The organism is Enterococcus sp. AZ191, assembly GCF_051713845.1.
GTDB classification, from domain to species: domain Bacteria; phylum Bacillota; class Bacilli; order Lactobacillales; family Enterococcaceae; genus Enterococcus_B; species Enterococcus_B durans.
In genome coordinates this window covers 683,770-707,930 of sequence record NZ_JBIOQS010000001.1, presented here as the reverse complement: position 1 = coordinate 707,930, position 24,161 = coordinate 683,770, and the positions used below count along the sequence as shown (strand labels likewise).

Below are 24,161 nucleotides of genomic sequence, written 5' to 3'. Positions count from 1 at the left end.
TTGATTTGCAAGTACAGATTAGAATTAATATAACGCTTATTTTCTCAATAATACAACTGATTTTTTTTTATTGCTGGATGTATCATACAGAATAAAATTTACTTATTTTTGCATATTATCGTTATTTTATTTTTTAATTAATTTATTTTTTCTGTATTAGAAAAACAAGTGTAACTGTAAATATACCCTTTCTTGAATTAAAATTCTTGATCGGCTTTAGTCAATAATGATTAGTTTGTTCATCAAACTATGAATCATTTTTCTATTTTCAGTGAAAAAAACTAAAATTTTAAAACCTTATCCTGTCAACTAATTTGAAATATAGTAATAAAAACCTTTATTTAACAAGCTTTTAAAGCTTATTTTTCTGTTACAATAGTCGAGGATTTGTGAAAAAAATGATGAAAACCGAAAGGCGTGTAAAATTTGATTAAATCAGTTGTGTTTGATGTTGATGATACGATGTACGATCAGCAACAACCATTTAGAAATGCGGTAAAAAGAGTCGTTCCGCTTGTTTCGGATGAAGATATGCATCCATTATATATCCGTTTCCGCCATCATAGTGACGAAAATTTTCCTAAAGTAATGGCAGGTAATTGGACATTGGAATACATGCGAGCACACCGGATCAGTCAATCACTCAAAGATTTGGACTATCCCCATATCACTAAAAAAGATGGCCTTTATTTCCAACAAGTTTATGAAGAAGAGTTAGATAATATTTGTCTTCATAAAGAAGTAAAGAAAACATTGGATTTTTTGAAAACAAAAGATGTTCCTCTTGGAATCATCACAAACGGCCCTACTGATCATCAAACAAAAAAATTGAATCAGCTTCAATTAAAAAAATGGATTCCTGCTGAAAACATGATCGTTTCTCAAGCAACAGGTTATCAAAAACCTGAAAAAGAAATTTTTCAACTCGCTGAAAAGCAATTCAATATGACAGCATGTGAAACACTATATGTTGGCGATAACTACGATAACGATGTGCTAGGCGCAAAAAAAGCAGACTGGCAAGCTCTTTGGTTCAACCATCGCGAACGAAGAATTGATGAATCACCAACTTACGACATCGAAATCACCTCTTTTGATCAATTGTTAGAAACAATGCAAGCTATTTTTAGCTGATGTCGTTACCCTAACTTCATAACGCAAAAAATAAGCCAAATAATCTTTAAAATAGCATTTGCAAGCCAAAAGATAGTCACTCTATCGTTTGATTGCACTTCGGGAAAGCTATTTTAGATTGTTTGGCTTCATTCATTTTAGTAACTTGTCTTCTAAATCTAACAGTTTATGATACTTCCTATTCTTCCAATACTCCAACACTGAGGATCATACGAATATCTTCTTCTGTTAATTTAGTCAGTTGTTCCTCATTCCCTTGGATGACTTTTTGGAATAATTCTCGTTTCTCTTGTTGCAGAGAATCCATTCGTTCCTCGATCGTTCCTTCTGCGATCATTCGCCACACTTCAACGACATTCTTTTGGCCGATCCGATGGGCTCTACCAGCTGCTTGTTCCTCAATTGCTGGATTCCACCATAAATCGTAAAGAATCACGGTATCTGCGCCAGTCAGGTTCAATCCAGTCCCTCCTGCTTTTAACGAAATCAAGAAAACATCTCTTTCTCCTTCATTAAACGCATCAACCATCGTTAAACGATCTTGTGGCTTAGTACTTCCTCTCAAATAGAATGTGGAAAGACCCAATTCAGCTAATTCCTCTTGCAAAATTGTCAACATTCCTGTGAATTGTGAAAACAATAGGACACGACGATTATTTTCTTTTGCTGCTACAAGTAAATCTTTTACTTGCTCTAATTTGCCAGAACCACCTTGATAATCATCAATGAATAAACGCGGATCACAGCATATCTGTCGTAATCGAGTCAGTCCTGCTAAAATACCGATTCGATTCTTTTTGAATGTTTCAGAATCCATTGAGGTGATTTCTTCTCTCATTTGACGCAGATAGGCTAGATATACCGTTTTTTGTTCTTCAGTCAATGCTGAGTAAAGGTTCATCTCCGTTTTTTCAGGTAAGTCTTTGAGTACCGTTTGTTTATCGCGGCGCAATACAAATGGCCGGATCATCTTCGCAATTTCTTCCGGAGTCAATTCCCTAAATCGTGTTTTGTTCGGGAAAAATCCTGGCATGATTGTCGCAAAAAGTGACCATAATTCTTCTAGGTTATTTTCGATTGGTGTCCCACTCAACGCAAATCGTTGTGGAATACTTAGTTCTCGTAGAGCTTGAGCGGTCTTTGTACTACTATTTTTAACCATTTGTGCTTCATCTAATATCAGATAGTTGATTGTTTTTTCTTGATAATCTGCTAGATCTTGCCTCAAACTTGCATAGGATGTCACTCTTATATCTGCTTCAAGTGATAATAGCTCTTCACGTTCTTTTTTGTTGCCGTTGATCACTTGGATACTTAAAGAAGGCGCAAATTTTTTCACTTCTGCTTGCCAGTTGTAGATCAAACTTGCTGGTGCAACGATCAAGGCGGATAGATTTCCTTTTTCTTCTTTTTCAGAAAGTAAGTACGCAATCGTCTGCAACGTTTTCCCAAGTCCCATTTCATCTGCTAATATTCCGCCAAATTGATAGTTTCCTAACATCTTTAACCATTTAAACCCTTGTTTTTGGTAATCTCTGAGCTCAGCATGCAATGTTTCAGGTAATTCTACCTGGTATTGTTCCGGTTGGATCAGATCCTGGATCATTTTTTGGAATGAATCACTAAAGGTTGCATTACTACCTGACAATTTATCTTGGATGATCAATCCTTGATTTTTCGGTAGATGTATCGTCCCTGAATCTGAGCGGATCGACTCTCTAAATTGTTGTAATACTTGACTGGTTTGTTGAAATTCTTCTGAATCGAATGATAATACTTGACCATTTTCGAGGGTATAAAAAGCATCATTACGTAATAAACTTTGTAAAACTTGGTCAATCTCATGTTCATTGATCCCCGTCACGTCAAATCGTATATCTAACCACGAGCTTGTTTCTTCTACCTCTACTTTCGGTTGATGTCGCTGCGCATCTAAGTACAATTCACGAAGCTTTTTACCAAGCCGGACTTCACCAAATTGACGGAAAACTGCCAATTCTGTACGGAAAAAAGCATACAATTCTTCGCCTGATGGCAAAGCACGCTCATAACCAGTTTCATTTTTTCGGTAACGATACATTTTGAATAAATCCAGAACTCGTTGTTCTTGTGCTTTATCCCTCAATACTTCTGAAGAATCCCCAGCACTCACTTCATGTTTTGCATCGGATGAAAAAATCACTTTATCATAAACGAAATCAACACGTGTTTGTATCTTTCCTTTTGATTTACGGAAGTAAAAAACAAATTCAACAGGAATATCCGTCACTTCTGCTTTCACTTCATCAGCTACCTCTACCTCACCAACCTCGGAAAGTAACGGAATGATCTCTTTAAACAAAGAAGAAAGCTCTTTTTTCTCAAATAATACTTCTGGTTCTGTAAATCTTCGCATAAGTTGTTTCCAAGTTAAATAGATAGCTTGCTGCTGCTTATTTAATGAATAAAAAGTTCCTTGGATCATTCCCCACTGGTAATGTGTCAAAAATAAATCAAAATCATTTTGTGCAACTAATCGATAAGACTCATTTTGCTTTGTTACTGTGAATACCAATGGTTTCTCATTCTCAGAAAATTGGATGCCTTGAAACTTCAACTCATTGATTTGCACTTGCAAGCGTGTCGTTTGATTCATCTGTGACAGCAACGATTTTGCTTGTTCAATCGGCAATAGTAGAAAACGTTTATCAAGTTTGCCTTTCACTTGCATCCCACTTGAGCCTAAAAGAAGTTGCGTTTGCGCACAGCCTGCTAATTGGGATAAAATCTCCTGATCCTCACTCTGGAACGCACGATGATCTAACTGAAATTGATACTGCTTATTAACGGTATAGTTCTCATTTTCAGTAAAGGATTGAAGAAAATCAAAAATATTTTTGACGATATATGTTTTCTTTGGATTATCTAAATAACCAACACGTAAATAGAGCGCTAAGATAGCTAATTCTGGGTGATAATGATTTGTTTCGATTGCCTCTACCTGATATTCAACAATCAAGGGTTGTATTCTTTGAGCAGTATTTTTGATTTTAAGCCGCGAAAATCCTTTTGATAAGATCTCTCCCTCACTACTTCTTTTCACTGGTTCGATCATTGCCTGATCTGTTTGAATGATTCGTGAAAGGTTCTTGGATCGCAAGTACAACTCCACTGCCACAGTATGCTTACAATACTTATGCTCTTCCCAGTAAGGACATTGACAAAAATCAACTTCTTTTGCTGTGCCATCCAAATCCACCATGTATAGTTCGCTACCTAAAACTTCTGCATGCCATACTTTTTCTTCTTGGTCAGGGACTACCGATAACACCCGTCCTTCTTGCAGGTACTGACGTCCTCTTGCAATGACTTTTTCCGGTATACTCCATTTCATCGTTGTTCATCCCCCTATTATCCAAGATGATAGCGTACCTTACTTTGGCCACTACCTTCTGTACTGATTCTTATTTGTTGTACAACTCTTTCCTTTAATTCCCTTACATGACTGATGATACCAATCATTCGTCCTTCACTTTCAATCGTTTCCAATGCCTCGATAGCCATTTCAAGTGCTTCTTCATCTAAAGAACCAAAACCTTCATCAATAAATAAGGCCTCAATGGTTACTCCACCTGTTTGTGCTTGGATCACTTCGGCTAACGCTAATGCTAATGACAGAGCTGCAATAAAACTTTCCCCACCTGAGAGAGTATGCGCACCTCGAGACATTCCCGCTTCATCATCGTAAATATTGATTTCAAGACCCGTTTTACCACGATAACTACCTACTTCTTCGGCTAACTCAAATTGATACCGATTTTTTGTTAGACGTTGCAACTGTGAGTTGGCCACTTGAAGTACTTCTTGTAAGTAGACTTGTAGCACATATCTCTCTAAGCTAGTCTTTCGAGGGTTCTCACCATTGATCGTTTGTGCAAGTTGTTGCAGTTCGATCAGTTCATCTAACTGTTTCTGACTGGTTTGATAAATCGAAGAAAACTCCTCAATAATCTGTTGATTCTGATTCTTTTGTTCTTGCCAACGATAGCAACTTTCTTGCTGGTTCGTTACTTCTTCTTTTATTCTTTCTAACTGTTCCTTCAAATCATTTAAATCCTGAAGCTCTTCTTCCAGAGAAATCGTTGCTAGTTGTGCAAGTCGGTCCTCTACAATCAAGCGTTCTTCTTCATAGGCATCGGTGGCTTGAACTGCTTCATTGTATACTTCTTCTTGTTGCACAAAAGAAAGAATCTCCTCAGTTTCTTTGAAGTAGTCCTGTTCCTTCATTTTCTCTGAAATTTTCTCTGTGATGCTTTCAAGTTTTTGATCATTTTTTTTCTGCTGTTCATGGATCGTATCAAGCTGTGTTTTCAATAAGTTGATTTCTTGTGAATAACTAAGACCTTGTTCCATTTCTTTAGATAGCCGCTGCGTTTTTGAAGCGATTTGTTCTTCTAAGTATTTGACGTCCGCCGATAATGTATGGGTATCGATCTTTTCCAACTGCTTGGCCAAACTGGCTGATTCACCTTGTATTTGTTGGATTTTTTCTTTATTTTGATCAATGTATTGTCCGATTTCTTTTAACCTATCCGTGACTTCTAGTAATTTCTCCAGTATTTCTTGTTGGGCTTTCTTTGCCTGTGCAATGACACTTATCTGAGCCGTTAAATCACGGTTGATTTCCTTTAAGGATATAACAAGATCGCTCACCTTCGCAAATCTGAAAATTTTTTTGATTTTCGTTTTCAATATTTCTTCGTTTTTAGCGATTTCTTCTCTCTTGGCTGAACACCATTCAGTAAGATTTGTTAGTTGCTCAGAAAATTTCGTTCGATCTGCTTCGTTTCGACCAATTTCTTGATGGATTTGATCGATCGCTGATTCTGTTTGCGCTAATTTTTGTTCAAGTGCCACGATTTCTTCTTTTTCTGGCTGCTCATGCTGATCCTGTTGATTAGGATGTTCTGTCGCCCCACATACTGGACAAGGTTGTCCTGGAAGTAATAATAGCTGTAGTCGTGCAATTTGTTGGCTCGCCCACTGGCTTTTCAAGCGGTCTAACAGTTCTGTCTGTTGACTTAGATACTCTTGGTTTGCTTCAAATTGACTTTTGATCTCATTTAACTGTACTCGATAACTTTCAATCTGTTCTTTCTTTTCGTTCCATTGTTCGATCATCTCTTGATGTTTTTCATATTCTTGGCGGAGTTTTTCATAATGAAGTCGATTTTCTTGTAGCTCCTCTTGTTCTGCCAGTTGTTCTTGGATTTTTTGTTGTTCCAATAGGATCTGCGCTTCTTCTTGTCTGATGACCCTCTTTTTTTCTTGTAGCGCTTGCTCTTCCTCTTGTAACTCTTTTAGGTCCACTTGCTTTTGTTGCCATTGATCAGTGATTGGCAATAATATTTTTTTCTCCTGAAAATCTTTAGATAACCCGTCGATTTCTTTTTGGAGAGCCATTCGTTTTTCTTCTTGTTCTAACCATTTTTTGTAGAGCTGTTCTTTATGCGTAAGTTGTTCAAAATAAGTTCTTTCTTTTGTTGCCATTTCAATCTGATCACTTACGTATTCCTGACTTCTTGCTATAGTATCCTGTAATTTTTGGGCAAATTCATATTGTTTGATCCATTGCCTATTTTCAGCGATTACTGTCTCTTTTTCGTCTAATTCTTTTTTTCGTTGGATCAATCTTGTTTTTTCTTTGTGGCTTTTATTCAAAGATTCTGAGCTGTAATAATCATTTTCTATTTGTTTTTGTTGCTCTTGTAATTTCAAAAGTTTGGCTTTTTCAGCCAAGATGATTTCTTCAAGTGCTGTCTGTTCATGCTGCCAAAGAGCAATCGTTTCTTCATAACTCACGTTTTCAGTTAGCTCTTCATTCATCCTCACAAAACGTTTTCGAAGCAACGTTAGTTCTTGTTCCAGATGATCCAACTTTTGCTGTTGTAACTTTGCCTTTTCTTTCAATTGTTCATTAAATTGCTGAAAGAATTGTGAACCAAATAAATTACGGAGAATCCCTTCTTTTTCACTACTTGAAGAAATCAAAAAATTACGAAATTCGCCTTGCGGTAATAACACGATTTGCGAGAACTGCTTCGCATCCAGATTCAACAATTCTTTGATCAATTGATCGGCTTCGCTGCGCTTCGTGTACTGTTTGACTTCTTTGCCTTTCTCATCAAAAATCGTTAATGACACTTTAGCAGCTTGCTTCCGATTGCCATTGCCTTTACGTTTCGCAAGCACCTGTTCTGGTTTTCGTTCTATTTCGTAACTCATCTGCTGATGTTCAAAAGAAAATATGACACTCGTTTCCTCTTCCGGTGTTGCAAAAAGGGAACGCATTTCTTTCGCTGAACGAATCTTACCCGAAGTTTCGCCAAATAGTGCGTAGGTCATACCATCAAAAATCGTTGTCTTTCCTGCACCTGTTTTACCTGTGATCAAGAAAAGTGGTGCATCCGTAAGTTTAGAAAAATCAATGGTCTCATCAATAAATGGACCAAAATTTTTTAATGTTAATTTTTTAGGTTTCATTATTGATCATTCCGTTTCCGTAAGTTCTTGTAATGTTTCTGTCAGCCACTGGTTTTGTTTTTCTGTCAATTCTTCATTTGTCATCTCTTTGAAGAATCCCTGCACTAATTTTTGCGGATCTTTGGTCACCACTTTTTTCGAATTTCTCTTTACTTGAACTTCGCGACCATTTGATCTTTCTACCCCTAGGATCCTCGGATAGATTTTTCGCAGTTGGTTCATCATATTCGGAATGATCGTTCGGTCTTCCAAATAAATCTGTACATAATTTTCTCGATTGATTTTCTGATAAAATGTTGGATCTAACAATTCTTTGAAGGTTGCAGTGATTTCTTCGATTTCAAATAGAGGTGTCAACTCACGAAAAGTTAAAGATAATTCTTCCTCCAGATCAACGATCCATACGCCCTTTTGCTGATTGATTTCTGAAAGAGAAAATTTTAGCGGAGAACCGCTATAACGAGCGTTTTTTTGATGCAACGCTGACTTATTGTGCAAATGTCCTAATCCCACATAATCGAAGGGTTCAAGTAGTTCTCCAGGCACCGCATCTAGCCCACCAACTTCAATCTTTGTTTCCGAATCCGATTTTGTACTTCCCATGACACAAAAATGACTAATCAGTATATGTTTTTTATTCGGATCAAATGCTTCTTGCATTCGGTCCACTACTTTTTCAATGGCTTGTTGAATCGTCTTGATCGTGTCATCTTCAAAATAGATCCTTGCCGCTATCGGTTCAAAATAAGGTAATAAAAAAAATTGACTGTTTTTAAATTCGACTGGTTGGAATGATTCTTCAAATCGCGTTTGTAAAAAATAATTGGAGTGGCTAAACCAAGGTGTTCCCGCAGATAAGCGGATATTACTATCATGGTTTCCTGAGATCGCAAAAATCGGGAATTTTTCGTGCAAGTTCCACTCGACCATCAACTCATTGAAAACTTCGATAGCATCAACAGCAGGCACGCTTCGATCATACAAATCACCTGCAATAACGATTGCATCCACTTTTTCTTCTTTTGCAATTTCTAAAATTTGTGCCAGTACATATTTTTGATCTTCAATCAAATCATAGCCTTGTAATTTTTTCCCTATATGCCAATCGGCTGTATGTAAAAAACGCATCCTATCACCTCAAAAAATGTCCTTCTGACTATTATAACACTTCCATTAACTACATGACACCTGTGATATTTTGTGAAAGACGTAAAAAAGAATATGGGACAAATCTAAAAAATCTGTTTTGCTACAGACTCTCGAATAAACGGTGAGAGTAGAAGCAACTCCTTCTTAAATAAGCCGAAATTCACAAAAATTTGAAAAGCAATTTTCGTTCATTTCTTCTTATTTCTCGGAGTTAAACACTTCTGTCCCAGCCTCTCTCAAATAAACGGCATCCAAAAGTCAGGTTTTTCGAAAATTTCAAAAAAAAACAAGCAATACAAAAAACGTATCGCTCGTTTTTCTTTCCAATTTCTCCAACCTAAACGACTTTTGCCTCGACCTTTTTGGATGAATCATTTCTACACTTGTTAAATCAATCTTTCTTTTGGATCTCATACTTGAAATCAGGATTGACTTCTTTATCTAAACGATCAAATGCAGCTTGTGTTCGACGTTCGATTTCCGCCATTCCTTCTTTATCTATTTTTTTGATATCTGATAAATCGATCGGTTCGCCAAAGCGGACGGTCACACGTTTTCGTTTGAATAAATCTCCTAAAGTAAGCGGACCTTGATAGACCGCTGGAACGATTTTTGCTTTTGACATTCTAGAGATCAACGCCATACCGCCTTTAAGCTCCGTTGCATGCCTTGTTCCACTCGGAAACATGATCAACCCTAGATTCGTTGATTTCAGAATCTTGACTGGTGTTTTGATTACACTTGGACCTGGGTTATCTCTTTTTACTGGAAATGCGTTGGAATGGGTCAAAATAAAACGTAATACTGGATTTTTGAATAGCTCTTCTTTTGCCATAAAGCTAAACTCTTTTGGCGCGGCCGCCACAGCAAGATACAAGGGATCCCACCACGTACGGTGCGGAGCAACTAGTATGTAATTCTCATCTTGTGGCAATACTTCTTTATTTTCATATCGAGCATTTCCGTTGACCAAAGCTAAAATCACACGGACAATCCCTCTCATAAATCGATAAAACATAGCCTCTTCCTTTCTGTGCTTATGGTCATAGTATGCCTAAATTCATTTGACTTTACAAGCTACCTTTGTTCTTTTTTATAAAAATAGTATAATACAAACAATTAGTTTTTTCATTTTGGAGGGAATCTATGCTTCACGAATACGAACGAATCGACCAATTATATGCAGAGGATATCAAAATCATCCAAAGCTCAGAAGTTTTCTCTTTTTCTTTAGATGCCGTTTTACTCGCTAATTTTGCACGGGTACCAAAAAAAGGCCAAATCGTTGACCTCTGCGCTGGAAATGGAGCTGTGGGGCTGTTTTTAAGTAAGCGGACTAACGCCCACATCGATGCAATCGAACTCCAACCACGACTGGCAGATATGGCAAGGCGAAGTATCGCTTTAAATCAACTCGAAAAGCAAATGACTATCCATACAATTGATTTAAAAGACAGCCTTTCTGTTGTACGTCACAATTCATGTGATCTGGTTGTCTGCAATCCACCTTATTTCAAGGGATTACCCACGAATAAAAAAAATCCTAATGAACATCTGGCAATAGCACGTCATGAAATCTATACCACCTTGGAAGAAGTCATTTCGATCTCTAGTAAGCTTTTAAAAACAAATGGCAGATTTGCGATGGTCCATCGACCAGATCGCTTTTTGGAAATCCTAAAAGTAATGGAGAAACAGCGAATCGCCCCAAAAAAAATCCAGTTCGTCTATCCTAAAGCTGGGAAAGAAGCAAATATTTTATTAGTTGAAGGAATCAAAGAAGGAAAATTAGATGGATTCAAAGTAGCTCCCCCTTTGACTACCTATGATTCAAGTGGTGAATACACTGCTGAAATACGTGCGATGCTTTATGGCCAATGAACACTATTTTTATGTTTTGTATTGCAAGGATCACACACTTTACGGGGGCTACACGACTGATTTGACTAGAAGACTAGGAGAACACAATCGTGGTGTTGGAGCGAAATACACACGATTGCAAAAACGTCGTCCTGTCAAAATGATCCATGCCGAAGTATTCGCTTCTCGCAGTGAAGCAACAAAAGCTGAGGCAGCTTTCAAAAAATTAACTCGACTACAAAAAGAGCGCTACTTAACTTCTCACTCTTCTTGTCCCCTACCAGAAGAAAGCAAGTAAATCAGATGCTCTTTTCTGACTTTGTGAGAATCCTGACCCTATTGATCTCAAGATAATTTTTTCGATACGCCAATTCAATGTATCTAATCAGGTGATTTAAGCTCGTATTCAAATAAAAAAAGAGTATAGACAAAAGCATTCCCTACTTTTGTCTATACTCTAAAAACGAACGGTGGAATCAGAAGCCACTCCTTCGAATATTAAGTGGGCATCCACAAAAATCTGAAAAGCAATTTTCGTGAATACCTTCTTAATTCTCGGAGTGAAATTCTTCTTATTCCATTTTCTTCTTACTATTGTTCATTTATATTGTTTCCACTGGTAGAAACATCTGTATCACTCTTTCCGTCCGTTGTATCTTTCGTTGTTTTCGTGTCTGTTTTGCTTTTGCCTAGCAACGCCTCACTGACTAGATGGATATAGTGTTTCATTCCTTCTGGGTTTGGGTGGACCTGATCATCGTAGAACCAGTCACTATGGCCATTACTATAGTCATACCAATCAATCAAAGTGAGGTTGTCATACTTCTTCGCCATATCCGCTAGCATCGCATTCACATCATTTTGCCAACGTTTCGTAGGTACGCGAACGTTTACCCAGTAAACTTTGCGGTCACCTAGAGCGCTCATGATGGTATCGAATTGAGCTTCCGTAAATGCTCCATTTGTACCAAGTCCGATCAATACAGTATCTTTTAACAGATTTTGTTTTTTAAGTTCTTCAATGTATGGTTCACTCGTATAGAGTTGGCGACCAACATCTCCATCCACAACGACATGTGGATATACCTCTTTCAAATCTGTTGCTGCATCTAGCATAACAGAGTCTCCGAAAGCAGTCAGTTGCAATTTTTGTGCTTTCTTCCCTTGCTCTACAGTTAGCTCGTACTTATCAAGAATTGCTTGATCCACTGTCCCGTCATTCTTTTCAGAATCTTTTTGACTTTCTTCTGCCAATTTTTTACTCTCAGCAATTTTTGCTTGTAACTGTTTCTGGTCTGCTGTCACTGAGTCTTTTGGCGCAGTCACAAAACCAACTAAGGCAACGATAACTACCAAAGTTGCAGGGATAAGCCATGGTTTTTGTTTGCTGATGATCGGTGTTTTGAACCAACCTTTGACTACTTGAAGTGTTCTACTGTAATCAAATCGAGCTAATGGTCGTTCAATATAGCGATATGACAATTCACTGATGATCAAAATCAAGGAGATTTCGATTACCGTGTGGACCAAGACATGATCAGCAATATCTGACACTTTTGCTTCATAAAAAATCATCACTGGAAATTGATATAAATAGATTCCGTAGCTTCTTTTTCCGATCCATGTAAATACTGGATTTGTCAGCCAACGATCTAAGCTTGCACCGGGATGAGCCGTTACAGCAACTAAGATGACACAAAAGATGCTTACTAAGAACATCCCACCATAATAGACGAAACTATAATGATCATCTAAGAAGAAAAAGAAAAGGATCAATGCAAGTAACGAAATCAATCCCGCTAGATTCAAAATATGTTTTGCTTGCTTTGGAATATTTTTCTTTAAGCGCGTACTTGGCCAGACAAACGCCAGAGCGCTTCCCATCCAAATAGAGAATAGACGTGTATCGGTCCCATAATACACACGTGTAGGATCACCACCTGGAGTGTACAAGATCATCATCAAGATCGCTGATAAAACAGATGTCCCTAAAACCGTATAGAAAATCCATTTTCTTTTACGAACAAAAACCATCAATAGAACAAAAATTACCGGCCAGATCAGATAGTTCTGTGCTTCTACTGCCAACGACCAAATGTGTGTAAACGGGGATTCATTGGCGAATCGATCAAAATAAGATAGTCCATTGTTGATTTGCCACCAGTTATTGACATAAAGCAAACTACTTACAACGACCCCTCGCAGATTGTTCAATAACCCTCGTTGAAATAAGGTGATGTACGCGGATGCAGTAATCAATAGAAATGCTAAGCCGGGGTAGAGCCGTTTCATTCGCCGGACATAAAATTGCCAAATGTTGATTTTTCCATTTTGTTCCCATTCTTGTCGCAACAAATCAGTAATCAGGTAACCTGAGACAACAAAAAATATTGGAACACCCAAGTAGCCGCCTTTCATACTGGTTGGTAATAAATGGTATAAAATGACCCCTACAACGGCTAAAGAGCGAATACCATCAAAGCCAGTAATATAGCGACTTTTTTTTAACCTTTTCTTTTTTTCCATTCAATATTCCAACTTTTCATAAACTTTTTTCATTCATAATATACGTGTATTAAGTGAAAATAGCAAAATAAATTCCAGCCATTTTACTATTTTTCCTATCATCCCATAAACTTAAAAAAAAAGAACATATTTTTAATAATTTTAACAAAATTTCAAAAATAACGATAGCAATCAAGAAGAACTTCTTTCATAGAAAATGCCGTAAACAGCCTTACGACTGTCTACAGCGTTTTATTCGTTGTTCACTCTAAATACCATCTTCATAAAATCGCCCAAGGATCTGGACGTTTTCCGCGATACTAACGAACGCATGCGGATCAGAGGCTTTCATTGCTTCTCTCAATAGTGGTAATTCATATCGTGTCACAATAGTCATCAATACAGTTTGTTTGTCATGTTTATATGCACCTTCTGCTTCATTGATGATCGTGATTCCGCGACGCATGCATTTTTGGATTTCATTGACCACTTTTTCTGGATGTTTTGTTACGATCATCACTTGCATTTTCTTTTGTTTCGTGTAGACAACATCCGTGACTTTTCCACTGACAAAAATAGAAAGCGTACTATAGAACATGTACTGCCATCCAAAAAGAAGTCCTGCCACAAACACGATCATCGCATTGAAATAAATCGAAATGGAGCCAATAGATTTACCAGTTTTCTTACGAATTGTGATACTTACGATATCCAATCCGCCAGAAGATATCCCATTCCTTAAAACTAGGCCGATACCCAATCCCATAACAGCTCCACCAAATAATGCACAAATGATTGGATCAGTTGAAAGAACTGTTTGCGGTAAAATATGAATAAAAAGCGAAGTCAAAGTTACAGTGATAAAGGTAAAAATAGTAAACTTCTTTCCGATTTTTAACCAAGCCAAGATGAATAATGGAACATTCAAGAGATAAAGAGTTGTTGATACTGGTACTTCAAAACCAATCAATGATTTCGATAAAGTCGTCAGTATTTGAGCTAATCCCGTAATACCACTTGAATAGATATGCCCAGGTTGATAAAAGAAGTTTAGTGCTACAGATGCAATCAATGCATACACGATAGATGCCGAAAGTTTGGTCGTATAATCATGGTACGTCCAATTTTCGAAAGTTTTTTTCATGAAAAAGCCTCACTTTATATGTTATGGCTTAATTATAAAGGGTTTTAGAATTAAATCAAGGAAACATCGACACAAAAAAGTGGCTAGGACCAAAGGAATATACTCCCGAAAAAAATAAGCAAGAATTAACGAAAATCACGGTTCAAATCTTTGAAAGTCTCGACTTCTCTCAAGTAAATTTCTTCTTATCGCTTATGTTTCTCCATATCGTTTACTCAAAAAAGAGAGTGGACAAACAATCTTGTCTCACCCTCTAAAAGAAGTTATGAAAAAACAACTCAGCTCCAATAATAAGCAAGAAAGAATTTTGTTCAACGACTTTTCATTGTTGAAAAACTTCTAGCTTGTTTCTAAGAGTTTTCTCTCCCGCGACACACATGCTTCTCGTTTTAATTACATTTATTCTACACTTGTTACGTCAATATTCAAATCGAACAATTGTGCATCGGAAACGGTGCTTGGTGCGTCACTCATTACATCTGCAGCTTTTCCGTTTTTAGGGAATGCGATTACTTCACGGATATTTTCTTCACCAGCAAGTAGCATGACGAAACGATCTAGTCCTAGAGCGATACCGCCATGTGGAGGGAATCCGTAATCTAAAGCTGTCAATAGGAAGCCAAACTGTTCTTCCATTTGTTCTTGAGAAAATCCTAATGTTTTTAATACTTTTTCTTGTAGTTCTCGTGTGTGGATACGGATAGAACCACCGCCTAATTCGTAGCCATTCAAAACGATATCATACGCTTCTGCATATACTTTTCCTGGATCAGTACTTAATAATTCTACGTCTTCTGCTTTAGGCATTGTAAATGGATGGTGCGCAGAGACATACCGTCCTTCTTCTTCTGAATATTCAAATTGAGGCCATTCTGTGATCCATAAGAAATTGAATTTTGATTCATCAATCAAGCCTAATTCTTTCCCTAAACGAGAACGGATCGCACCTAGAGTTGCTGCAACGATCTCTTTCTTATCCGCACCAAACAAGAGGATATCGCCGACTTCAGCGTTTGTTGCTGCAACGATTGCTTCCGTTGCATCCCCCATGAATTTAGCAATTGGTCCTTTCAATCCATCTTCTTCCACTTTTAGCCATGCCAAGCCTTTTGCACCGAATTGACTAGCATACTGACCAAGATTATCTAAATCTTTACGGGAATACTTACTTGCAGCATTCTTCGCATTCAGAACTTTCACCACACCACCTTTTTCAAGTGCCATTTGGAATACTTTAAAATCAACATCTTTCACGATATTGCTCAAATCGATCAATTCCATGTCAAAACGCGTATCTGGTTTATCACTCCCATAACGGTCCATTGCTTCATCATACGTCATACGAGGAAATGGTAAAGTAACATCAATGCCCCGAACATCTTTCATTACTTTGGCAATCAATCCTTCCGTATACGTTTGGATTTCTTCAGTTGTTAAGAAAGTTGTTTCGATATCGACTTGGGTAAACTCAGGTTGGCGATCACCACGTAAGTCTTCATCACGGAAACAACGAACAATTTGGTAATACCGGTCAAAACCAGCATTCATCAGTAATTGTTTAAATAATTGTGGAGATTGTGGCAGCGCATAGAAATGACCTGCATGGACACGAGAAGGAACTAGATAGTCACGCGCTCCTTCTGGTGTTGATTTACCTAGATATGGTGTTTCGATATCTAAGAAGTCGTTATCATCTAAATAGTGACGGATTGCTTTCGTTGTTTCATTGCGCATCTTGATATTTTTTGTCATTTTTGGACGACGCAAATCCAAATAACGGTATTTCATACGGATTTCGTCACCGACTGTTTGATCATCTTCGATTAAAAATGGTGGTGTTTTTGCTTTATTCAAAATAACGATCTCGCTAGCAAATACTTCAAATTCACCTGTTACCATTTTTGGATTGATTGCTAGTTCTTCACGTTTTTTCACAACACCAGTGATCTCAATGACATATTCACTACGACATTTGTCAGCGATTTTCCATGCTTCTTTGTTTACTTCCGGGTTAAAGACGATTTGGACGATTCCTTCACGGTCACGTAGATCAATAAAAATCACGCCTCCAAGATCCCGGCGTTTTTGGACCCATCCTTTTAATGTGACAGTTTGATCTAATTCTTTTTCAGATACCAAACCACAATATGTTGTTCTTTGTGTCATTTTTTCATTTCCTCCTACTCGAATAAAGTCATTTCATCATAGACTTCATCAAAATGTTCATAAACTTCTGTTAATGGGAAGCTTTTTTCTTTTCTATTTGCCATGGCTTTGACAGTCACTGTCTGATTTTCCAATTCATCTGCTCCAATGACTAAAACCAATTTTGCATTTGCTTTATCTGCCGTTTTGAATTGGGCTTTTGCTTTACGATTCATGAAGTCACGATCCGCAGAAAAGCCAAAATTCCGAATTACTTGTACGAGCTTCAATGCTTCGATGTTTGTTTCCTCACCTAACGCTACAACATAGGCATCTAATTCATTAAATGCAGGTATCACTACTTCTTCTGCTTCCATTGTCAACAGCAAGCGTTCGATACCCATCGCAAACCCAAATCCAGGTGTTTCTGGACCACCTAACTCTTCGACAAGATTGTCATAACGACCTCCTGCGCAAATCGTTGCTTGAGCGCCCATTTTTGGTGCATCACTCATGATTTCAAAAATCGTATGCGTGTAATAATCTAAGCCACGTACCATATTATGATCGATTTCATAAGGAATATCCAATGCGTCTAGCATTGTCACCACTGTATCGAAGTGTTTTTGGGCTGACTCGCTTAGAAAGTCCAAAATAGAAGGTGCTTCTGCTACAAATCGTTGATCGCGTTTGTCCTTGCTATCTAGTACACGCAAAGGATTTTCGTGTAGTCTTCGTTTTGAATCTTCACTTAATTGCTCTTCAAAGGGAACAAGATAGTCGATCAAGGCTTGACGATATGCTTGACGTGTTTCTTTGTCTCCTAAAGAATTAATGACTAAACGGATTTGATTGATTCCTAATTGTTTAAAGAAATCAAGTGCCATCACCATGCTTTCAACATCAGTCGCTGGGTTTTCAGAACCAAACGCTTCTACGCCAATTTGATGGAATTGACGCAGTCTCCCTTTTTGCGGACGTTCATAACGAAACATTGGTCCCATGTAAAAAGTTTTATATGGTTTTGCGTACTCTGGTCCAAATAACTTGTGTTCAACAAAAGACCGCACGATTGGAGCTGTTCCTTCTGGTCGAAGGGTCACATGTCTTTCACCCTTATCATAGAAATCATACATTTCTTTTGACACAATATCCGTCGTATCACCGACACTTCGAGAAATCACTTCATAATGTTCAAAGATAGGCGTGCGGATTTCATTATATTGATAATCTCTAAATAACATGCGGGCAGTTTCTTCTACAAATTGCCATTTTTCTGACTCACCAGGTAAAATATCATTTGTTCCTTTTGGTCTTTGGAAACTCATTTTTTTCTCTCCTTTTATTTTCTATGTAAAAAAAAAATCCGCCCTCGTTCATCTTGAACAAGGGCGAATGACTAATTCATACACGGTACCACCTAATTTTGAAAGATTGCTCTTTCCTCTTACGATTAACGCTCGTACACGGAACGGCTTTTCACACATTCATCTCCAGAGTGTCTTTCAGAATCGCCCCTTTAGATCATTCTCAGCCTAGATGATCCTCTCTTGTAAAGTCTCAGAAACCTACTCGCTCTTTCATAGATATTTTCAATATTAACTATAACCTACTAAAAACAAGTTTTAAAGTCAAGTAAAATCAGAAGAATAGGCCAGAAACACCAAAGAAATTTATGCCAAACAACTATATTCCATGACACTTTTTCATTTTCCTTTCAGAAAGACCTTTTAGTTCAGCTTTTTCCAATTTTGTTTTAGACTAGACGAAAAGGAGGCCTGTACAATGGCAGAAATAAGAATCGGACACTCACAAGTTTACGCAGAACAACTTGGATTAGGGGCAAACGCTGTAGGTGGTCACAATCTCTTTACTGGCTTAGAAGATGAAACTGGAAAACAAGTTGTTCGCACTGCTTTAAATAATGGGATCAACTTGATCGATACAGCATTTGCCTATGGTAATGGCCGTTCAGAAGAGTTGATTGGTGAAGTCTTACGAGAAGAAGAATATGATCGCTCGCGTATTGTGATTGCAACAAAAACAGCACATGTACCAAATAAGAAAGGTGTTTTTGATAACTCCCCAGAATTTTTGACGCAGTCGGTCGAAGATGCGCTACGCCGTTTGCAAACAGATTACATCGATATTTTCTATATCCATTTTCCAGATGAGCACACACCTAAAAATGAAGCAATTGCAGCATTACACCAACTAAAAGAAGCTGGTAAGATTCGCGCAATAGGTGTTTCTAACTTCTCACTAGAACAGTTGAAAGAAGCCAATTTAGATGGCTATGTAGATGTTGTGGAAGATAAATTCAGTTTGATCTATCGAGAAGCAGAAAAAGAATTGTTTCCTTATCTTAAAGAAAACAACATCAGCTTCGTACCTTACTTCCCACTTGCTTCTGGATTGTTGACTGGCAAGTATCATCTAAATAGTCCCCAAGAATTTGGTGCTCATGACCCAAGAAAAAATAGACCTGATTTTCAGGGAAAACGTTTTGAAAAGATCATTCAAGCTGTGGATCAACTTCATCCGTTGGCTGAAAATCATCAAGCAACAATCGCACAACTTGTGTTAGCTTGGTATATGAAGAATCCACGGATCTCTGTTGTCATACCAGGCGCAAAAAGACCGGAACAAGTTGCGGATAATGCTCGAGCGTTGGATCTCCATTTATCGAATGAAGATTATCAAACAATCGACCAGCTATTTCAACAGTTTAAATAATCAAACCTAATCCACTAAAAAACAGCTGATAGTTGCTAGTTAAGAATAAATGGAACCTTCTCTATTTATCTCGCTAAAGTAGCTATTCGGCTGTTTTTATTGTTTTTTAACAATGTCTGCAGAAACGATTGGCTCAGAAGTATTCCGTGATTTCCTCCAAGTTCTACTCTAGTTCTAGTATTAAAAAAGCAAAGTGACAAAGATAAGCTGCCCTGATCGATGTAAAAAAACAAGTCGATACTCTTGAAAATCACTGACTGATTTTTCAAGTTTACCGACTTATCGAATATAGAAGAGGTTGGGACAGAAGTATTTAACTCCTTCTTAAATAAGAAGGAGTTGCTTCTGCTCCACCGTTTATTCGTTTTTAAAGCATGAGACAAAAATGTTTCTTACTTTTGTTCCACTCTCTCTTCTGCACTATTTGTTTTGCGAATCAATAATGATCGTCACTGGTCCGTCATTCACCAGTGAAACAGCCATATCTGCGCCAAATTTTCCTGTTGCTACAGGAATGCCTCTTTGCTTGATTCCTTCATTGAACGCTTCGTAGAGAGGAATTGCCGTTTCTGGTCGTGCTGCTGCAATAAAACTTGGACGGTTTCCCTTCTTCGTATCTGCAAAGAGCGTAAATTGTGAGATACTCAGTAGCTCTCCTTGAATATCTTCGATACTTCGATTCATTTTTCCTTGTTCATCTTCAAAGATACGCAGTTGTGCAACTTTTTTTACTAAATAGTCAACATCCGCTTGCGTATCTCCCTCATGGACACCTAATAAAACGACTAATCCACGTTCGATTTCACCAACTTCCTGTTGCTCAATGGAAACAGAAGCTTTACTTGCACGTTGGATCACTGCTTTCATACTTGTACCTCCTAGCCATTTGTTCGACGTACGCTGTAGACATCTGGCACGGCTTTGATTTTATCCACAATACTCTTCAAGTGGGAAAGATTTTGGATGCCTACAGTTAAATGAATGGTCGCCATCTTATCTTTATTTGTTCTAGCTTCTACGCTATTCAAATTTTTAGTCATGGTGTTCACTGTCTGCAAGACATCATTTAACATACCTGAACGATTATAGCCATAGATTTCCAGATCCGCATCATATTCTTTTTTAGTATTTGAAGTATCTTCCCATTCCACTTCAATCAAGCGTTCCGCTACATTTGGCTTATCTGCTTGGACATTTGGACAATCTCTTCGATGAATAGAAATCCCTCTACCTTTTGTGATATACCCAACGATATCATCACCAGGAATTGGATTACAGCAACGACTGATACGTATCAGCAGATTCTCGACACCTTGGATGACCACGCCACCCTCATGACGAACTTTCATTTTTTCCGGCTCTTTTTTCGGCTGGTTCATGATTTCTTCTGCTTCTTGTTTTTGTTGTTCTATTTTTTGTTCTTTTCGTTCTTTTTCTGTCAAGCGATTCGCCATAGTCAACGGACTAACTTCACCATATCCAATAGCTGCATACATATCGTCTTCCGTTTGATAATTCAAACGTTCCAGCGTATCTTGCAATTTAGCTTTAGACAAGATCTCTTTAGGGGTGAAGCCCAAATCAGCGATACATTTTATTACTGCTTCATGACCTTTAGTAATATTTTCTTCTCGGTCTTGCCCTTTGAAGAAACGCTTGATTTTATTTCTAGCTTTACTCGTAGCAACTAGTTTCAACCAATCTCGACTTGGTCCAAATGAATTAGGCGAGGTCAAAATCTCTATAATATCTCCATTTTTGAGCTTGTAATCCAATTGCACCATTTTTCCATTGATTTTGGCACCTGTCGTTTTATTCCCAACATCCGTATGGATACTATACGCAAAGTCTAACGGACCTGATCCCTTAGGAAGTTCTGTTACATCCCCCTTAGGAGTAAATACGTATACTTTATCACTGAAGATATCTCCTTTAACGCCTTCCATAAACTCAGAGGCATCATAGCTTTCATCTTGAAGTTCAATGATTTCATGGAACCAGCTTAATTGTTTTGTCATGCCGTCTGGCTCTACTTTTTCATTCTTTCCTTCTTTGTATGCCCAGTGAGCAGCTACCCCGAATTCTGCGATTTCATGCATTTCTTGGGTACGAATTTGGATTTCCACCGGATTTCCTGCTGGTCCAATAACAGTCGTATGCAATGACTGATACATATTGGCTTTAGGCATCGCAATGTAGTCTTTGAAGCGGCCAGGCATTGGTTTCCATTTTGTGTGGATCGCCCCTAAAACAGCATAACAATCCTTGATTGAATCAACGATAACACGAATAGCTAATAGGTCATAGATTTCATTGAATTGTTTCTTTTGATCTTTCATTTTCCGATAGATTGAATAAATGTGTTTTGGTCGCCCATAGATTTCTGCGAAGATTCCTAGTTCTTCTGTAGCTAAACGGATGTCTTCTACTGTCCCATTCACATATTTTTCTCGTTCTTCACGCTTTGTTTGCATCAAGTGCACGATCCGATAATATTGTTTAGGATTCAAATACCGCAATGCTGTATCTTCTAATTCCCATTTGATACGACTGATCCCTAAACGATGAGCTAATGGTGCATAGATTTCCAACGTTTCCTGAGCAATACGTCGTTGCTTGTCTTCCCGAAGATGTTTCAACGTACGCATATTATGTAGTCGATCGGCTAATTTCACCATAATTACACGTAGATCTTGTGCCATAGCTAACAGCATCTTGCGGTGGTTTTCTGCTAATTGTTCTTCATGTGACTTGTATTTGATCTTACCTAGCTTCGTTACGCCATCAACAAGCATCGCAACGTCTGGGCCAAATTCCTCTTTCAAATCATCTAGTGTAACCTCTGTATCCTCTACCACGTCATGTAAGAAACCAGTAGCGACCGTGTGGGGGTCCATTTTTAAATCGGCTAAGATCCCTGCAACTTGGATTGGGTGGATGATATAAGGCTCTCCAGATTTTCTAAATTGTCCATCATGAGCAGCAGTAGCATAATCACATGCTTTTTGGACAAATGCAACATGTTCGGGTCCCATATACTGACTAACCAGTTTGATTACACCAGGGCCTGTTAAAATTTCTTCTTTTGGCATAGGAAATCCCCCTTTCAAAGGTTATAAAACAGTTCTTATGGACTGTTTCTTTCATTCTCAAACAAAAATAGTGCCTGTTTACAATAAATAATTGCTTTTATTATACAGATTGTTGGGGTTATTTTCAATTTTTCCTGATCTTATCATACATTTTTTCACGTTTTTTTCACTTGTTTAATTCCCAATGATAACTTGCTGCACTTAATAAATAAAGTGGTGCTGTTTCTGTACGCAAAATCCGTGGTCCTAAACCACAAATAATAGCACCTGCATCAACAAATTGATTGATTTCTTCTGCCATCAATCCGCCCTCTGGACCAAAAATCGCCAAAATTCGACTGTCAGCGGCCACAGAGTTGAGTACTTTCGCCAGATTCGCCAGTTCGCCTTGTTTTGCAGATTCTTCATATGCGACCAAAATCACATCATAGTCAGAAAGCTGCGTGAACAATTCTTTCTCTGTATCTAGTAACTCCACTTGTGGTGCAATTTGGCGGTGTGATTGTTCTGCCGCCTCTTGAGCTATCTTGATTAAACGTTCTTGCCGCTTTTTTCTTTTTTTCGCATCCCATTTAACCACCGAGGTCTTTGCTGGAAAACCAATAAATGCATGCGCCCCTAACTCCGTACCTTTTTGAACGATCCACTCTAATTTGTCACCTTTAGGATAGCCACTAGCAATCGTGATCATACTTGGCAATTCTTTTTCCATTTCTTCTTTTTCGATTTCAGTCAAGTAAACTTTTTCCTCAGTGATTTCTGTGATTTCCGCAATGATCACTTGTTGGTCGCTGAAAGCCAAGTAGACTCGGTCTTTCGGTTTCATACGCATCACATGTACGATATGGTGAAAAGCTTCTGCCGAAAGTTCAAATTTTTCAGATGGTTGATAGGCTTCTTCTAAAAAATATCGTTGCATTTATTCCACCTCAGGCTTTTTTAAAATAATGGCATACCAATCTTTTTGCTGGAAGATCTGTTCGATAACAAATCCTTGTGTTTCCATTGCATCAATCACCATTTGCTTTTTATCTTCAATAATACCTGAAACGATAAGTGAGCCTGTTTGTTTCAACAAACGCCAAGCATCAGGGATCATCAGCAAAATAATATCTGCCAAGATATTAGCCACGATGACATCACTTTCGATCTCGATTCCTTTTAATAAATCATTCGCCGCTACGTGGACATCTTTTGCCACTTCATTCATATCCATATTTTCTTTTGCTGAGCGTACAGCTACTCCATCTAAATCATAAGCATAGACATCTTTTGCACCTAAATATTTTGAAGCAATACTTAACACCCCAGAACCTGTTCCCACATCCAAGACAGTTTCCCCACCTCGCAATACAGTCTCTAACGCTTGCAAAGTTAAAGAAGTGGTCGGATGTGTACCTGTACCAAATGCCATACCTGGATCTAGTGTGATGATTTTTTCTAATGGATCATTTGTTTGATAGTTTTCCCAACTAGGAACAATTGTCAACATTCTGGTAATGCGTACGGGATGGTAATATTTTTTCCAAGCAGTCGCCCAATTACTTTCTTCCACCTCACTAGCTGTCACGCTATTTTTACCTATCGCCAACCCATATTCTGGTAATTTTGTTACACGTTCCTTAATAAAGGGCACAATTTCTGGTAAAAAAATCGTCTCAGGAAAATAAGCCATCACAATGGCTCCTTCCTTTAAATAAGTAAAATCTTCTTTATTTAAGATTTCTCCATATTGATCTGACTGAAAATTTTCAATGTCCAGTGCATCCTCAATTGCTACACCGCTAGCTCCTGCTTCCATTAGTATGTTCGCAACTGCTTCTACTGCTTCACTCGCTGTTTCTACTTTTACTTCATTCCATTTCATGAAATCC

At 37.9% G+C, this 24,161-nt stretch carries 16 protein-coding genes and 1 other annotated feature; of the genes, 4 read left to right on the top strand and 12 right to left on the bottom strand.

Annotated elements, in window-relative coordinates; genetic code table 11:
* The first annotated feature begins 426 nt into the window (after nt 1-426).
* Complete coding sequence (locus tag IGI47_RS03415; protein WP_438783334.1) at nt 427-1,134, top strand: HAD family hydrolase; 708 nt, start codon at nt 427-429, stop codon at nt 1,132-1,134.
* A gap of 178 nt (nt 1,135-1,312) precedes the next feature.
* On the opposite strand, the gene IGI47_RS03410 is transcribed toward IGI47_RS03415, so the two are convergent.
* From IGI47_RS03410 to IGI47_RS03395, 4 genes are all read right to left on the bottom strand, one after another.
* Nucleotides 1,313-4,507 carry a DEAD/DEAH box helicase gene (locus tag IGI47_RS03410; protein WP_311930251.1) on the bottom strand — a complete coding sequence of 1,065 codons (3,195 nt, stop codon included), beginning with the start codon at nt 4,505-4,507 and terminating at the stop codon, nt 1,313-1,315.
* Nucleotides 4,508-4,524: 17 nt separating this feature from the next.
* Nucleotides 4,525-7,656: an AAA family ATPase gene (locus tag IGI47_RS03405; RefSeq protein WP_438783333.1), complete on the bottom strand. Its 3,132-nt coding sequence runs from the start codon at nt 7,654-7,656 to the stop codon at nt 4,525-4,527.
* A 6-nt stretch (nt 7,657-7,662) separates the two neighbouring features.
* On the bottom strand, nt 7,663-8,784 hold the full coding sequence (locus IGI47_RS03400) for an exonuclease SbcCD subunit D (RefSeq protein ID WP_311930249.1): 1,122 nt from the start codon (nt 8,782-8,784) through the stop codon (nt 7,663-7,665).
* 412 nt (nt 8,785-9,196) lie between these two features.
* Complete coding sequence (locus tag IGI47_RS03395) at nt 9,197-9,823, bottom strand: lysophospholipid acyltransferase family protein (RefSeq protein ID WP_438783332.1); 627 nt, start codon at nt 9,821-9,823, stop codon at nt 9,197-9,199.
* A 128-nt stretch (nt 9,824-9,951) separates the two neighbouring features.
* On the opposite strand from IGI47_RS03395, the gene IGI47_RS03390 reads away from it, so the two are divergent.
* A complete protein-coding gene (locus IGI47_RS03390) occupies nt 9,952-10,686 on the top strand; it encodes a tRNA1(Val) (adenine(37)-N6)-methyltransferase (protein ID WP_311930248.1) in 735 nt (244 codons plus the stop codon).
* Nucleotides 10,676-10,963, top strand: coding sequence for a GIY-YIG nuclease family protein (locus tag IGI47_RS03385; RefSeq protein WP_311930247.1), 288 nt, complete (start codon nt 10,676-10,678; stop codon nt 10,961-10,963). Before IGI47_RS03390 ends, IGI47_RS03385 begins: the two co-directional genes overlap by 11 nt.
* Nucleotides 10,964-11,256: 293 nt before the next feature.
* Here the strand turns inward: IGI47_RS03385 and IGI47_RS03380 are convergent, their stop codons facing one another.
* The 4 genes from IGI47_RS03380 to hisS form a co-directional block, all read right to left on the bottom strand.
* Nucleotides 11,257-13,191: an acyltransferase family protein gene (locus tag IGI47_RS03380; RefSeq protein WP_438783331.1), complete on the bottom strand. Its 1,935-nt coding sequence runs from the start codon at nt 13,189-13,191 to the stop codon at nt 11,257-11,259.
* 247 nt (nt 13,192-13,438) lie between these two features.
* Complete coding sequence (locus IGI47_RS03375) at nt 13,439-14,314, bottom strand: YitT family protein (RefSeq protein ID WP_005877306.1); 876 nt, start codon at nt 14,312-14,314, stop codon at nt 13,439-13,441.
* A gap of 399 nt (nt 14,315-14,713) precedes the next feature.
* Nucleotides 14,714-16,480: an aspartate--tRNA ligase gene (aspS, locus tag IGI47_RS03370; protein ID WP_137238940.1), complete on the bottom strand. Its 1,767-nt coding sequence runs from the start codon at nt 16,478-16,480 to the stop codon at nt 14,714-14,716.
* A 14-nt stretch (nt 16,481-16,494) separates the two neighbouring features.
* Nucleotides 16,495-17,787 (bottom strand): histidine--tRNA ligase, encoded by a 1,293-nt coding sequence (gene hisS, locus IGI47_RS03365; RefSeq protein WP_311930244.1) that lies wholly within the window; start codon nt 17,785-17,787, stop codon nt 16,495-16,497.
* A 56-nt stretch (nt 17,788-17,843) separates the two neighbouring features.
* Nucleotides 17,844-18,052 (bottom strand) — a binding site (T-box leader).
* A gap of 192 nt (nt 18,053-18,244) precedes the next feature.
* On the opposite strand from hisS, the gene IGI47_RS03360 reads away from it, so the two are divergent.
* Nucleotides 18,245-19,195 (top strand): aldo/keto reductase, encoded by a 951-nt coding sequence (locus IGI47_RS03360; RefSeq protein ID WP_438783330.1) that lies wholly within the window; start codon nt 18,245-18,247, stop codon nt 19,193-19,195.
* A gap of 420 nt (nt 19,196-19,615) precedes the next feature.
* Here the strand turns inward: IGI47_RS03360 and dtd are convergent, their stop codons facing one another.
* The 4 genes from dtd to prmA form a co-directional block, all read right to left on the bottom strand.
* A complete protein-coding gene (gene dtd / locus IGI47_RS03355; RefSeq protein ID WP_438783329.1) occupies nt 19,616-20,062 on the bottom strand; it encodes a D-aminoacyl-tRNA deacylase in 447 nt (148 codons plus the stop codon).
* Nucleotides 20,063-20,073: 11 nt separating this feature from the next.
* Complete coding sequence (locus IGI47_RS03350) at nt 20,074-22,287, bottom strand: RelA/SpoT family protein (RefSeq protein WP_311930241.1); 2,214 nt, start codon at nt 22,285-22,287, stop codon at nt 20,074-20,076.
* Between the two features lie 166 nt (nt 22,288-22,453).
* Nucleotides 22,454-23,206 (bottom strand): 16S rRNA (uracil(1498)-N(3))-methyltransferase, encoded by a 753-nt coding sequence (locus IGI47_RS03345; protein ID WP_438783328.1) that lies wholly within the window; start codon nt 23,204-23,206, stop codon nt 22,454-22,456.
* The gene (prmA, locus tag IGI47_RS03340) at nt 23,207-24,154 is read right to left on the bottom strand and encodes a 50S ribosomal protein L11 methyltransferase (protein WP_438783327.1); all 948 of its coding nucleotides are present in this window, start codon (nt 24,152-24,154) and stop codon (nt 23,207-23,209) included.
* Between the last annotated feature and the right edge of the window lie 7 nt (nt 24,155-24,161).